Source organism: Paracoccus marinaquae, from assembly GCF_018860165.1.
In the GTDB taxonomy this organism is placed as follows: Bacteria; Pseudomonadota; Alphaproteobacteria; order Rhodobacterales; family Rhodobacteraceae; genus Paracoccus; species Paracoccus marinaquae.
Genome location: NZ_JAHKNG010000026.1, coordinates 1 through 13,253, shown reverse-complemented (window position 1 = coordinate 13,253; position 13,253 = coordinate 1). Strand labels below are relative to the sequence as shown.

At 66.8% G+C, this 13,253-nt stretch carries 18 protein-coding genes; 13 read left to right on the top strand and 5 right to left on the bottom strand.

Annotated features, from left to right (window positions below; genetic code table 11):
* The first annotated feature begins 1 nt into the window (after position 1).
* The 8 genes from fliE (at position 2) to KNW02_RS13755 (ending at position 4,907) form a co-directional block, all read left to right on the top strand.
* Positions 2 to 292 (top strand): flagellar hook-basal body complex protein FliE, encoded by a 291-nt coding sequence (gene fliE, locus KNW02_RS13790; protein WP_216033862.1) that lies wholly within the window; start codon positions 2 to 4, stop codon positions 290 to 292.
* Between the two features lie 9 nt (positions 293 to 301).
* Entirely contained in the window at positions 302 to 568 is a 267-nt protein-coding gene (locus tag KNW02_RS13785) for a flagellar biosynthetic protein FliQ (protein ID WP_216033861.1), read from the top strand.
* Positions 569 to 571: 3 nt separating this feature from the next.
* Positions 572 to 1,288 (top strand): flagellar hook-basal body complex protein, encoded by a 717-nt coding sequence (locus tag KNW02_RS13780; protein WP_216033860.1) that lies wholly within the window; start codon positions 572 to 574, stop codon positions 1,286 to 1,288.
* Between the two features lie 11 nt (positions 1,289 to 1,299).
* Positions 1,300 to 2,085 (top strand): flagellar basal-body rod protein FlgG, encoded by a 786-nt coding sequence (gene flgG, locus KNW02_RS13775; protein ID WP_216033859.1) that lies wholly within the window; start codon positions 1,300 to 1,302, stop codon positions 2,083 to 2,085.
* On the top strand, positions 2,085 to 2,504 hold the full coding sequence (gene flgA / locus KNW02_RS13770) for a flagellar basal body P-ring formation chaperone FlgA (RefSeq protein ID WP_216033858.1): 420 nt from the start codon (positions 2,085 to 2,087) through the stop codon (positions 2,502 to 2,504). The genes flgG and flgA overlap by 1 nt, the downstream gene beginning before the upstream one ends.
* Before the next feature lie 27 nt (positions 2,505 to 2,531).
* The gene (gene flgH / locus KNW02_RS13765; protein WP_216033857.1) at positions 2,532 to 3,257 is read left to right on the top strand and encodes a flagellar basal body L-ring protein FlgH; all 726 of its coding nucleotides are present in this window, start codon (positions 2,532 to 2,534) and stop codon (positions 3,255 to 3,257) included.
* A gap of 11 nt (positions 3,258 to 3,268) precedes the next feature.
* Positions 3,269 to 3,787 (top strand): hypothetical protein, encoded by a 519-nt coding sequence (locus KNW02_RS13760; protein WP_216033856.1) that lies wholly within the window; start codon positions 3,269 to 3,271, stop codon positions 3,785 to 3,787.
* Positions 3,788 to 3,881: 94 nt separating this feature from the next.
* A complete protein-coding gene (locus KNW02_RS13755; protein WP_216033855.1) occupies positions 3,882 to 4,907 on the top strand; it encodes a glycosyltransferase in 1,026 nt (341 codons plus the stop codon).
* Here the strand turns inward: KNW02_RS13755 and rfbA are convergent.
* The 5 genes from rfbA to parC all read right to left on the bottom strand — a co-directional run bounded on the left by rfbA (position 4,874) and on the right by parC (position 10,577).
* Positions 4,874 to 5,755: a glucose-1-phosphate thymidylyltransferase RfbA gene (gene rfbA / locus KNW02_RS13750; RefSeq protein WP_216033854.1), complete on the bottom strand. Its 882-nt coding sequence runs from the start codon at positions 5,753 to 5,755 to the stop codon at positions 4,874 to 4,876. The two genes, KNW02_RS13755 and rfbA, sit on opposite strands and share 34 nt — an antisense overlap.
* Entirely contained in the window at positions 5,752 to 6,606 is an 855-nt protein-coding gene (gene rfbD, locus KNW02_RS13745; RefSeq protein WP_216033853.1) for a dTDP-4-dehydrorhamnose reductase, read from the bottom strand. Before rfbD ends, rfbA begins: the two co-directional genes overlap by 4 nt.
* On the bottom strand, positions 6,606 to 7,643 hold the full coding sequence (rfbB, locus tag KNW02_RS13740) for a dTDP-glucose 4,6-dehydratase (RefSeq protein WP_216033852.1): 1,038 nt from the start codon (positions 7,641 to 7,643) through the stop codon (positions 6,606 to 6,608). Before rfbB ends, rfbD begins: the two co-directional genes overlap by 1 nt.
* The gene (rfbC, locus tag KNW02_RS13735) at positions 7,640 to 8,200 is read right to left on the bottom strand and encodes a dTDP-4-dehydrorhamnose 3,5-epimerase (protein ID WP_216033851.1); all 561 of its coding nucleotides are present in this window, start codon (positions 8,198 to 8,200) and stop codon (positions 7,640 to 7,642) included. Before rfbC ends, rfbB begins: the two co-directional genes overlap by 4 nt.
* Before the next feature lie 154 nt (positions 8,201 to 8,354).
* Positions 8,355 to 10,577 (bottom strand): DNA topoisomerase IV subunit A, encoded by a 2,223-nt coding sequence (gene parC / locus KNW02_RS13730; RefSeq protein WP_216033900.1) that lies wholly within the window; start codon positions 10,575 to 10,577, stop codon positions 8,355 to 8,357.
* Between the two features lie 155 nt (positions 10,578 to 10,732).
* Between parC and KNW02_RS13725 the strand changes: the two genes are divergently transcribed.
* The 5 genes from KNW02_RS13725 to KNW02_RS13705 form a co-directional block, all read left to right on the top strand.
* Complete coding sequence (locus tag KNW02_RS13725; protein ID WP_216033850.1) at positions 10,733 to 11,245, top strand: SH3 domain-containing protein; 513 nt, start codon at positions 10,733 to 10,735, stop codon at positions 11,243 to 11,245.
* A gap of 1 nt (position 11,246) precedes the next feature.
* Positions 11,247 to 12,065, top strand: a complete 819-nt coding sequence (locus KNW02_RS13720; RefSeq protein ID WP_216033849.1) for an SDR family NAD(P)-dependent oxidoreductase — start codon at positions 11,247 to 11,249, stop codon at positions 12,063 to 12,065.
* Positions 12,066 to 12,089: 24 nt separating this feature from the next.
* On the top strand, positions 12,090 to 12,290 hold the full coding sequence (locus KNW02_RS13715; protein WP_216033848.1) for a twin transmembrane helix small protein: 201 nt from the start codon (positions 12,090 to 12,092) through the stop codon (positions 12,288 to 12,290).
* The gene (locus tag KNW02_RS13710) at positions 12,290 to 12,862 is read left to right on the top strand and encodes a cob(I)yrinic acid a,c-diamide adenosyltransferase (protein ID WP_216033847.1); all 573 of its coding nucleotides are present in this window, start codon (positions 12,290 to 12,292) and stop codon (positions 12,860 to 12,862) included. Before KNW02_RS13715 ends, KNW02_RS13710 begins: the two co-directional genes overlap by 1 nt.
* 132 nt (positions 12,863 to 12,994) lie before the next feature.
* A partial coding sequence (locus KNW02_RS13705) for an electron transfer flavoprotein subunit beta/FixA family protein (RefSeq protein ID WP_431356759.1) occupies positions 12,995 to 13,253 on the top strand: 259 nt, incomplete at its 3' end.

Below are 13,253 nucleotides of genomic sequence, written 5' to 3'. Positions count from 1 at the left end.
CATGTTCACCAGTATCAACGCCGCGAACGCCTATTCCGCCGCCCGCAGCGCGGTCCAGCCGGGTGCCCCGGCCGGTCCCACCCCGATCCAGAAGATCGGCGAGGCGGCCGAGGAATTCACCGCCCAGATGGCCCAGGTCGATGCCGTCTCGACCGGCGCGATGACCGGCAAGACCGAGACGCATCAGTTGGTCCAGACCATCGCCGAAGCCGAGCTGGCCCTCGAGACGGTGGTGGCGATCCGCGACAAGGTCGTCGAGGCCTATCAGGAAATCCTGCGGATGCCGGTCTGAGATCGCCCCATGAACGAGACATTGCTCTTTGACATGCTGCGCCAGGCGCTGCTGATCTCGGTCCGCATCTCGGCCCCGATGCTGGGTGTCGCGCTGGTCGCCGGGGTCGTCATCGGCCTGTTCCAGGCCCTGACCTCGGTGCAGGAGATGACCCTGACCTTCGTGCCGAAGGTCGGGCTGATGCTGGTCGTGTTCTGGGTCACGATGAGTTTCATGACCACCGCCCTGTCCGATTTCTATCTCGGCCAGATCATCCCGCTGATCGCCGGAAGCTGAGCCATGGACAACGCCATCTATGCCACGCTGACCCGTCAATCCGGGCTGATGAATGAAATGCGCATCGTCGCCAACAACATCGCCAATGCGAACACGACGGGATTTCGCCGCGAAGGGGTCGTCTTCGCCGAGCATCTCTCGGCCCTGGATCGGCAAGGCGACACCCTTTCCATGGCCCATGCCCGCGGCCGGCTGGTCGATCTGGGTCAGGGTGGCCTGACCCAGACCGGCGGCAATTTCGATCTGGCCATCGACGGCGACGGCTTCTTCCTGGTCGACACGCCCGAGGGGCTGCGCCTGACCCGCGCCGGCGCCTTCCTGCCTTCGCCCGAAGGCGAGTTGATGACCGCCGACGGCCACCGCCTGCTGGATGAGGGGCAGGCGCCGATCATCATTCCGGCCGGCGCCAGCCGCGTTGCCGTCGGCGCCGACGGCACCCTGTCGGCCAATGGCGTAAGCTTCGGGCGCATCGGCGTTTTCGACGCGCCCGAGGGAGCCCGGCTGAGCCATCAGGGCGGCACCGGATTCTCGCTGGACGGCGATCCCGAACCAGTCGAGTTCCCAAGTATCCGCCAGGGCTATCTCGAGGAATCGAATGTCGATCCGGTCTTCGAGATCACCCGCATGATCGAGGTCCAGCGCGCCTATGAACTGGGCCAGTCCTTTCTGGACCGCGAGGATCAGCGCATCCGCGCCGCCATCACTGCCATGACACGCTGAGAGGATATGCCATGAGAGCCCTGCAAATCGCCGCCACCGGAATGAGTGCGCAGCAGACCCGGGTCGAGGTGATCTCGAACAACCTCGCCAACATGTCGACGACCGGCTACAACGCCCGCCGCGCCGAATTCGCCGACCTGCACTATCAGCAGGCCACGCGCCCCGGCACGGTCAGCGCGGCCGATGGCACGGTGATCCCGGCCGGTATCCAGCTTGGCCTCGGCGTGCGCCCCAGTGCGGTCAGCATCAACCTTCAGCAGGGCTCGCTCTCGCAGACCGGGGGCGATCTGGACGTGGCCATCGACGGCGACGGATATCTGGAAGTGACGCTGCCCTCGGGCCTTTCGGGCTATACCCGCGACGGCGGGCTGAAACGCTCGGCAGACGGTCTGATCGTCACCTCGGACGGCTATCCGGTGGTGCCCGGCGTCACCATTCCCGAAGATGCCCGGTCGATCTCGATCAGCGCGGATGGCGAGATCTATGCCTATTTCAGCGACCGGGTCGAGCCGGAAATGCTGGGGCAGTTCACGCTGGCGGGCTTTACCAACGAAAAGGGCCTCGAGGCGATCGGCTCGAACCTGTTTCTGGAAACGGCGGCCTCGGGGGCCGCGCAGGTCGACACCCCCGGACAGGAGGGGCTGGGCACCCTGCGGCAGGGCTATCTGGAAGAAAGCTCGGTCGATGCCGTGCGCGAGATCACCGAACTCATCAAGGCTCAGCGCGGCTATGAACTGAACGCCAAGGTCATCACCGCCGCCGACCAGATGCTTGGCGCCACGACGCAGGTGCGCTGATGAACCGGATCATCCTTGCGCTGGTGATGGCGCTTTTTCCTTCGCTGGCGCTGGCCGGCGTTCTGGCGGCGGCACGGACCTTGCCGGCCGGCACGGTGATCACGGCAGCCGATCTGCGCGCCGAGAACAGCGACCGGCCCGGCCTCACCGATCCCTCCCAAGCGATCGGGCTGCAAACGCGGATCACGATCTACGAGGGGCGCCCGATCCATGCCAACCTGCTGCGGCCACCAAGGCTCGTGTCCCGCAACCAGATCGTGCGGCTGTCGTTCCATCGCGCGGCGCTGCGGATCGAGACCGAGGGGCGCGCCCTGGACGATGGCGCCGCCGGGGAACTGATCCGGGTGATGAATGTCGGTTCCCGCAATACGGTCACCGCGCGCGTCCAGCCCGATGGAAGCCTGCTGATCAACGACTGACGCCACGGCCGGAACGAGGACTCTGCCATGAAACCCGCATATCTGCTTTGCATCGCACTTGCCCTCGGCGCCTGTTCGCGCGTGGCCAATATCGGGCAGCCGCCGGATCTGACCTCGCCCCGCAACAGCGAGGAATTCGTTGCCATGATCAATCCGCCGCTGGAAATCCCCGTCGATTCCGGCCGTCCGGAAGCCGCCGCATCGCTCTGGGCCGGAACCACCTCGTCGCTGATGCAGTACCGGCGCGCCTCGAGGCGTGGCGACATCCTGACCGTGGTGATCGAGATCGACGACCGCGCCGAGATCAGCAACAGTTCCGACCGGGCCCGCAGCGCGGGTGATGAATTCAGCATGCCGCAGATGCTGGGCATCCCGCAGCGTCTGGCCGAACGCTTGCCCGAGGGGGCAAGCGTCGACCCGCTGGTGGATATGTCCTCCTCCTCCACCTACAAGGGCAGTGGCAATATTTCCCGCCGCGACAAGCTGACGCTGCGGGTGGCAGCCACGGTCATCGACCGGCTGCCCAACGGCGTGCTGCAGATCGAGGGCACCCAGGAGGTGCGGGTCAATTTCGAGCTTCGCGAACTGACCGTGGCAGGATTCGTGCGCCCGGGCGACATCGACGGCGATAACCAGGTCGAATATGACCGGATCGCCGGTGCCCGTATCTCGTATGGCGGGCGCGGCCAGATCACCGATGTCCAGCAACCGCGCTATGGCCAGCAGGTCGGCGATATCCTGCTCCCCTACTGAGGTCGCGACGCATGAAGAAAATCCTGACCCTGATCCTGCCCGTTCTGGCCCTTGTCGGCGGCATCGCCGGCGGCGAGTTTCTGCGGCCCGCCGATGAGGCCGCCAGCGAGGTCGCAGCCTCCGGCGCATCCGAGGGCCACGACCCGAAGTCCGAGCCGGACCCCGGCGACGCCGGGCCCCCGGACACCCAGCAAGCCGAAACCGGCAGCGCGGCCTGGTTCACCTTTCCGGCGCAGTTCTTCGTTCCGCTGATGCGCAATGGCGATATGGGCGCGGTCATGATCCTGACGCTCAGCATCGAGACGACCGAAGATCAGCTGGAGGCGATGAAGCAGCAGGAACACCGCCTGCGCGACGCCCTGCTGCGGCAGCTGATGATCCAGGCGAATACCGGTGGCTTCGACGGGAACTTCACCGCCGAAGCCAGCACCCGGGTCCTGCGCGAACAGCTTTTGCGCGCCGTGCGCGAGGCGACAGCACTTCCTGTGTCGCGGGTGCTGATCGAGGATATCGCGCGGCAGGCGGGATAGGCGATCTGCCGGCCGACCCCTGCGGCGCGCCATCACCACATTGCCTATCGGGACGGGACGCGGCAGAAGCAGGAGGATTCGCACGGAGCGCCCCTTGTCCCGGCAACCTCAGAACAGCCTTTCGTCGCGGATCACGCCGCGCCGGGGCGACGAGACCACGCAGGCCATGCCCTGCGTGACGATCCTGCTGGCCAGCTATCAGGGTGCGCGCTTCATTCAGGCACAGCTCGACAGCATCGCCGGGCAAACCCATCCTGACTGGCGGCTTCTGGTTTCCGACGATGGCTCGCGGGACGGGACGCGCGAGATCGTGACCGAATTTGCGGCGCGGCAACCCCCTGATCGGGTGCGGCTGATCGAGGGACCCGCCGAGGGGGCGACGCGGAATTTCCTTCACCTGATCGGGCAGGCCCCGGCGGGGCAGATGCTGGCCTTCTGCGATCAGGACGACATGTGGTTTCCCGAAAAGCTGGCCCGCGCCGTCGCGGCGCTGGAGGGGATCGAGGGACCCGCGCATTATGCGGCACGGACGATCATCGCGCGGCACGACCTGAAACCGGCCGGGGAATCGCGCCGGTTTCAGCGCCCTTTCGGATTTCGCAACGCGCTGGTTCAGGCCTGCATGGCCGGTAATACCTCGGTGTTCAACGCGCCCGCGGCAGCCTTGCTGCAGGCGGCGGTGCCCGCCGCCCGCGCGGCCGGGATCGAATCGCATGACTGGTGGGCCTATCAGCTGACCTCCGGGGCCGGAGCGAGGCTTGTTCACGATCCGAGGCCGGCACTGATGTATCGCCAGCACGATGAGAGCGAGATGGGCCGCAACGACACCCCCGGCGCCATGGCGAGGCGACTTGGCCAGCTTTTCGCGGGCGATTACGGTGCCTGGCTGGGGGCGAATATCCGGGCGCTGTCGCCGGTCACCGATCTGCTGACGCCAGAGAACCTTGCCATTCTGCAGGGCTTTGAGGCGGCCCTGCACCTGTCGCCGCCACTGGCGGCGAAACGGATGCATGGCCTGGGTCTTTATCGCCATACGCGGGCCGGGACGGCCGCACTCTACCTTGCGGCTGCGACGGGTCGCCTGCGTCAGGCGCGCTCGGCCAGTACCCGCAACAGATAGGCGCCATAGTCGTTCTTGGCGAATTTCCCGGCACGCTCGCGCAGCTGGTCGGCACTGATCCAGCCCGCCTCGAAGGCGATCTCTTCCGGGCAGCCGGTCTGCAGGCCCTGCCGGTTTTCCAGCGTGCGCACGAAATTCCCCGCATCCAGCAGGCTGGCATGGGTTCCGGTATCCAGCCAGGCAAAGCCACGGCCCATCTTTTCCACGGTCAGCGAGCCGTCGGCCAGATAGCTTTCCAGAAGCGTGGTGATTTCCAGCTCGCCCCGCTCGGACGGTCTGACCTCGGCGGCGCGCCGGGGCGCCGTGCCGTCCAGGAAATAAAGCCCCGTCACCGCATAGTTCGAGGGCGGCCTGGCGGGTTTCTCGATGATCGCGCGCGCCCGGCCATCGGCGTCGAAATCGACCACGCCATAGCGTTCGGGATCGCTGACCCGATAGCCGAAGACGGTCCCGCCCGAGGGCCGCACATCCGCCGCGTTCAACAGCACCGGCAGGCCGTGGCCGAAGAAGATATTGTCGCCCAGAACCATCGCCGAGGGCGCGCCGGCCAGAAAATCCTCGGCCAGCAGGTAGGCCTGGGCCAACCCGTCGGGCGAGGGCTGGACGATCCATTCGAACCGCAGCCCCCACTGGCCGCCATCGCCCAGCAGCCGCTGGAACTGGGCCTGATCCTCGGGCGTGGTGATGATGGCGATCTCGCGGATACCGGCCAGCATCAGCACGGTGATCGGGTAGTAGATCATCGGCTTGTCATAAAGCGGCAGAAGCTGCTTCGACACGCCCATGGTGATCGGATAGAGCCGCGTGCCCGAGCCGCCTGCCAGAATGATGCCCTTGCGCTCAGTCATGCGTCCTCCAGTTCCTTCAGAACCTCTGCCAGCCCGGCGCGCCAGTCGGGCCGGTCGATGCCGAAATCTTCCGCGATGCGGCGGCAGTCCAGCCGCGAATTGGCCGGCCGCCGCGCCGGGGTCGGATAGTCCGCCGTCGCGATCGGCCGCACCGCGCAGGAGACGCCCGCCTGCGAAAATATCTCACGCGCGAAATCGGCCCAGCTTGCATCGGGGGCGCCCGCGAAGTGATAGATCCCGCCCTTGTCGCGATCCGCCAGCATGGCGCGACCCATCACCAGCAGCGCGGCGGCGATGGCTGACGCCGGGGTCGGCCCGCCGATCTGATCGGCGACGATGCCAAGCTGATCGCGTTCGCGCCCCAGCCGCAGCATGGTCTTCACGAAATTGGCGCCATGGGCGGAAAATACCCATGAGGTGCGCAACACCGCCGTCTGACCGCCAGCGGCCATCACCCCCTCCTCACCCGCCAGCTTGGTCGCACCATAGACACCAAGCGGGCCGGTCGGGTCGGCCTCGCGCCACGGCACCTGACCGCTGCCATCGAAGACGTAGTCGGTCGAGACATGCAGGAAGGGCACCCCCAGCCGCGCCGCCTCGGCCGCCATCGCCGCCGGGGCCTCGGCATTGACCAGCCGCGCGGTCCCGGCCTCGGTTTCGGCGCGGTCCACGGCGGTATAGGCGGCCGCGTTGATGACCAGCCGGGGCTGAGCCTGGGCCAGCGCCGCGGCGCAGGCCGCGGGGTCGCTCAGATCGGCCGCGTCGCGGCCCAGACAGCGCGCAGCGGGCGCCACCCGCGCCAGTTCGCGCGCCACCTGCCCGGTCCGGCCAAAGACCAGTAGCCCCTGCATCAGCCGGTTCCCAGCCGCTTGCCGACGCCGTCGCGCGACAGCAGCGGCTGCCACCACTCGCGGTTGTCCAGATACCATTCGACCGTGCGGCGCAGCCCCTCTTCGACGGTGACCGAGGGGCGCCAGCCCAGTTCCTCGCGGATCCGTGCCGGGTCGATGGCATAGCGGCGGTCATGGCCGGGCCGGTCGGGCACGAAGCTGATCAGGTCGGCATGCGGCGCGCCTTCGGGGTGCAGCGCGTCCATATGGGCGCAGATGGTGCGCACGAGGTCGATATTCCGCGCCTCGTTCTCGCCACCGATATTGTAGCTGCGGCCGATTTCGCCCTTCTCGACCACCAGCAGCAGCGCATCGGCATGATCCTCGACATAAAGCCAGTCGCGGACATTGCCGCCGTCGCCATAGACCGGGATCGGCTCGCCGGCCAGCGCCTTCAGGATCACCACCGGCACCAGCTTTTCGGGGAAATGATAGGGGCCGTAATTGTTGGAACAGTTGGTCAGCACGACCGGCAGGCCATAGGTCTCGTGCCAGGCACGCACGAGGTGATCCGAGCCGGCCTTGCTGGCCGAATAGGGGCTGCGCGGGTCGTAGGGCGTGTCCTCGGTGAACTGGCCGGTCTCGCCGAGGCTGCCGAACACCTCGTCGGTCGAGATGTGGTGAAAGCGAAAGCCCGCGGGCCTGCCTTCGGACAGCCAGTGGCTACGCGCCGCCTCCAGCAGGTTGAAGGTGCCGATCACATTCGTTTCGATAAAGGCCGACGGGCCGTCGATGGACCGGTCGACATGACTTTCGGCCGCCAGATGCATGACCACATCGGGCCGGTGGGTGGCAAAGATCCGGTCCAGCGCGGCGCGATCGCGGATATCGGCCTGCTCGAAACGATAGAGATCGCTGTCGGCCACCGGTGCGACATTGGCCAGATTGGCGGCATAGGTCAGCGCGTCCAGATTGACCACCTCATGCCCGCGCGCGACCGCCAGCCGCACCACGGCCGAGCCGATGAACCCCGCCCCGCCGGTTACAAGTATCTTCATGCGTCACCATCCGCGTTGAAAGGCGTGGTCCATTCGGCAAAGCCAGGGGCCGCGCGGTCCTTTTCGGACAGGACCGGATCCGCGATCCCCCAATCGATCCCGAGGCTGTCCCAGCGAACGCCGCCGTCGCTGGCACGGTCGTAATGCGCGGTGCATTTGTAGATCACCTCGGTCTCGGGCTCGCGCGTCACGAAGCCGTGCAGGAAACCCGCCGGGATCCAGATCTGCCGGCCATTCTCGAAGGACAGCTCGACCCCGATCCACTGGCCATAGGTGGCGCTGCCGCGCCGGGCATCGACGGCCACATCGAAAAGCCGGCCGCGGCCGCAGCGGACCAGCTTGCCCTGTGCATGGGGCGGCGCCTGGTAGTGCAACCCGCGCAGCGTCCCGGTCTGGCGCGACAGGGAGTGATTGTCCTGCACGAATTCGGGCAGGTTCACACCGGCAGCTTCGAGGCTGCGGCGGTTCCAGCTTTCCGAGAAGAAACCGCGCTCGTCGCCGTGCCGCGCCGGCGTGACGATCAGGACGCCGGCAAGGGCGGTATGTTCGATCTGCATCCGTTCAACCGTTTACCACAGGCTTACGCACGGTATAGGCAAGCCGCCTCATCATGTCACGCGGCAGCTTGCCCCCCTGCCAGAATAATCAGGCCGGACGCGAAGGAAAACGCCTCAGGGCCTTCGTGGTTAATCCCCGCGCACGGCACCGCGCCTAGGCGAACCTGTTGTCGCGCGGAAAGCCACGCGGCGCCATGCGCCCGGAGGTGGCGCGCTTGTTCAGCCATTCGGTCAGATCGCTTTCGGTGCGGGTCTTGCCGCCGCCCATCGGCCAGCTGAGTCCCTCGGCCAGCGTCAGGCAGATCGCGTCCGACAGCCCGCCATCCTTGAACTTCTGCAGTCTGACCCCCTTGCCGCGCGCCATCTCGGGCAGTTCGGTCAGCGGGAAGACCAGCATCTTGCGGTTCTCGCCCACCACCGCGACATGGTCGCCGCTGACCAGCCTGCACAGCAGCGCGTCGCCGTTCAGCACCTGCTTGCCGGTCTTGGTCTGGGCCAGAATGTCGCCCGCCGCGACCACGAACCCGTCGCCCGCCTTCGAGGCGACCAGATATTTCTCGCCCTCGCGCCAGGGGAAAAGCGCGATCACCTCGGCCTCGTTGGGCAGGTCGATCATCAGCCGCAGGGGTTCGCCCATGCCGCGCCCGCCGGGCAGATTGTTGGCCGGCAGCGTGTAGAAGCGACCATTGCTGGCGAAGATCATCAGCTTGTCGGTCGTCTCGGCATGCAGCGCGAGGCCCGGCCCGTCGCCATCCTTGAACTTCTGCTCCGCGTCCAGTGGCTGATGGCCCTTCATCGCCCGGATCCAGCCCATCTTCGACAGGATCACGGTCAGCGGCTCACGCTCGATCATCGCATCAAGGTCGATCGGCTCGACATCGGCGGCATCGGTGAAGACGGTGCGGCGCTGGCCCTCGGGCGTGGATTTGCCGAAGAGGTTGCGAACCTCCTTCAACTGGTCCGCGATCCGGCCCCATTGCGCGGCCTCATCGGCCAGCATCGCCTGCAGGCCCTCACGCTCGTCCAGCAGGCTGTCGCGCTCGGCGCGCAGCTCGATCTCTTCCAGCTTGCGCAGGGCGCGCAGGCGCATGTTCAGGATCGCCTCGACCTGCACATCGGACAGGCCGAACTCGGCCATCATCACCGCCTTGGGATCGTCCTCATAGCGGATGATCTCGATCACCCGGTCGAGGTTGAGATAGGCGACCAGATAGCCCTCCAGCACCTCCAGCCGGGCGGCGATCTTGTCCAGCCGGAAATTCGCGCGCCGGACCAGAACGTCACGGCGGTGGTCGAGGAAGGCACGCAGAACCTCTTTCAACGAGCAGACCTTGGGCACACGGCCGTCAATCAGCACGTTCATGTTCAGGCTGAACCGCACCTCCAGATCGCTGACCCGGAACAGCGCCGCCATCATCTGCTCGGGATCGACGTTGCGGGCGCGCGGCTCCAGCACGATGCGGATATCCTCGGCCGATTCGTCGCGGACATCGGCCAGGATCGGGATCCTCTTGGTCTGGATCAGTTCGGCCAGCCGTTCGATCAGCTTGGACTTCTGGACCTGATAGGGAATTTCCGTGACCACGATCTGCCACTGGCCGCGGCCCAGATCCTCCTGCTCCCATTTCGCCCGAACGCGGAAGGCGCCGCGGCCGATGCGATAGGTCTCAGCAATCGAGTCGCGGCTTTCGACGATGACGCCGCCGGTGGGAAAATCCGGTCCCTGGATGATTCCGGCCAGGGTGTCGTCGCGTGCCTCGGGCGTCTTGATCAGATGCAGGCAGGCATCGATCACCTCGTGCAGGTTATGCGGCGGGATATTCGTCGCCATGCCCACCGCGATCCCCGAGGCGCCATTGGCCAGAAGGTTCGGAAAGGCCGAGGGCAGGACCACGGGTTCGGTCAGCGTGCCGTCATAATTGGGGCGGAAATCGACCGAATCCTCGGCCAGCCCCTCCATCAGCGCCTCGGAGGCCTGCGCCAGACGCGCCTCGGTGTAACGGCTGGCGGCGGGGTTGTCGCCGTCGATATTGCCGAAATTGCCCTGCCCGTCGACCAGCGGATAGCGCATGGCGAAATCCTGCGCCAGGCGCGCCATCGCGTCATAGATCGCGGCATCGCCATGCGGGTGATAGTTGCCCATCACGTCGCCGGTGATCTTGGCGGACTTGCGGAAGGCGCCGGTCGGTGACAGCCGCAACTCGCGCATCGCATAGAGGATGCGGCGATGCACCGGCTTCAGGCCGTCGCGCGCATCGGGCAGCGCCCGGTTCATGATCGTTGACAGCGCATAGGTCAGGTAACGCTCGCCGATGGCGCGGCTCAGCGGTTCGGCCTGCGTGTTCTGTTCGGGGTCGGAAGGCTGATCGTCGGACATGTCCATGGGATAGGGCGCGGCGCGGCGACGGTCCAGATGGAATTTCACCCGGAACGCAGGGCCGCTGCTTGGCGTTGTCCCGCCAGATCCGCTAAGCAGGGAAAAGGCGGCCTGCGAGGGACTATGGCAACGCGATGATACGGCTGGTCTTGCTGATGACGCTTACCCTGACGGCACTGTTCCTGGTGCTGTCGGTCTTTGGCCGGGGCGATCCGCGCGCGGCCAGCCGCCCGCCGACGGTCCAGGCGTCGCGCCCCGCGGACGGCGGCGGTGGTCTGCTGCCGATACTGACCGAACCCGCGGCGCAGGAAAGCCCGGCGGCCGACCCGCCCGCCGATCTGGTGCAGGCCTCGACCCAGACCCCCGAACAGGTCCAGCGGTTTCCCGGCCCGCCCCTGCGCCCCTCGCCCGAACATGCGGGACGGACGCCGGATGCCCCTGCGCCACCGCCGCCCGGCGCACAGGGGCCGATCCTTTATGTCACCGGCAACCGGGTGAATTTCCGCGCCGGCCCCTCGACCGGGGACCGGGTGATCGGGGCGCTGGACGGCGGCGCGGCGGTCGAGGCCCTGGGGCCGACCGATACCCCTTGGGTCAATATCCGCGATATCGACGGGCGCATCGGCTATATCTCGGGGCAGTTCCTGTCGTCCGAGGCGCCAAACTGACATGGCGGGCCGGGTTCTGATCACCGGATGCTCATCGGGCATCGGGCTGGACGCGGCGCGGCGGATGCAGGCCGAAGGCTGGCAGGTCGTCGCCACCTGCCGCCGCCCCGAGGATATCGCCGCCCGTCGCGCCGAGGGGATGGAATGCCGCCATCTCGAACTGGCGGATGACGACAGCGTGGCCCGGCTGGTCGATCAGGTGCTGGCCGGCGGGCCGCTGGACGCGCTGGTCAACAACGCGGCCTTCGCCCTGCCCGGCGCGGTCGAGGATCTGCCGCGCGGCGCGCTGCGGGCGATCTTCGAGGCCAATCTCTTCGGCGCCCATGACCTGAGCATGCGGCTGATCCCGCATTTCCGTGCCCGTGGCGGGCGGATCGTCAATATCAGTTCGGTCCTCGGTCTGGTCGGCATCCCCTGGCGCGGCGCCTATGTGGCAACGAAATTCGCCCTCGAAGGGCTGACCGACGTGCTGCGGCTGGAAATGGCGGGCACCGGGGTCCGGGTGATCCTGATCGAGCCCGGCCCGATCACCAGCCGGATCCGCGCCAACGCCATCCCGCATTTCGAACGCTGGGTGAACTGGCAGGCCAGCGCCCGGGCCGATCAATACCGCGCCAGCCTGTTGAAGCGGCTCTACGGACCTGCGGGCAAGGACCGGTTCGAACTGCCGCCCGCAGCCGTCAGCGACCGGATCCTTCAGGCTTTGACCGCGGCGAACCCGCGCCCGCGCTATCATGTCACCACGCCGACCCGGCTGTCGGCCGTCGGCAGGCGGCTGCTGCCGACCCGCGCTCTGGACTGGTTCGCCCGGCGCAGCTAGGCTCGCCCGCGAAAGGCGGTACCGATGCAAGACCAACCCCTGTTCTATGTCGTCGTTCTCGCGGTGCTGATCGTGCTGGTGATCCTTGCCACCGGGATCGGCGGCTTCGCGCGCGGTGGCGAGTTCAACCGCAAACATGGCAACCGGCTGATGCGCTGGCGCATCATCGCACAGGCCGTGGCCATCGTTCTGATTCTCCTGTTCATCTGGATGAGGTCCGGCTGATGGTCGTGCTGAACAAGATCTATACCCGCACCGGCGACAAGGGCGACACGGCCCTGTCCGATGGCACGCGCGTCGCCAAACACGATCCCCGCGTCGAGGCCTATGGAACGGTGGACGAGTTGAACGCGACGCTGGGCCTCTGCCGGCTGCATGCCGCCGACCTGATGGCCGAACGCCTGTCGACGATCCAGAACGACCTGTTCGATCTGGGCGCCGACCTGTCGCGTCCCGACATGGCTGCCGACGATCAGGCGGGCTATCCGGTGCTGCGAATCATCGATTCGCAGGTGACGCGGCTGGAAGCCGAGATCGACGAGATGAACGCGGATCTGAAGCCGCTGCGCAGCTTCATCCTGCCCGGCGGCACCGCCCTGGCCACGCATCTGCACCTGTCGCGCACCGTCGCCCGCCGGGCGGAACGCCGCGCGACCGAACTGGCGGCAGGCGGCGATGTGAACCCGGCGGCGGTGCGCTATCTCAACCGCCTGTCCGACTGGCTGTTCGTGGCCGCCCGCCAGTCCAATGGCGGCGGCAGCGAGGACATCCTCTGGGTTCCCGGCGCCAGCCGTTAGCGCCGGACATCTCTGCGGTGCGGCATGAAATTGCCGCGAACGCAGCGTCGTTTGACGTTTTTTCATTGTAAAGCGGCAAATCCTGCCGCTAACAAAGCCCCGACATATGACGCAAACAAGGGAGAGAGGCGCATGAAAGTCCTCGTGCCGGTGAAGCGCGTGATCGACTACAACGTGAAGGCCCGCGTGAAAGCGGACGGGTCGGGTGTCGATCTTGCGAATGTGAAGATGTCGATGAACCCGTTTGACGAGATTGCGGTGGAAGAGGCGATCCGTCTGAAGGAGAAGGGGGTGGCCGAGGAGGTCATCGCCGTCTCGATCGGGGTCAAGCAGGCGGCCGAGACGCTGCGCACCGCGCTTGCGATGGGCGCCGACCGGGCGATCCTGGTGG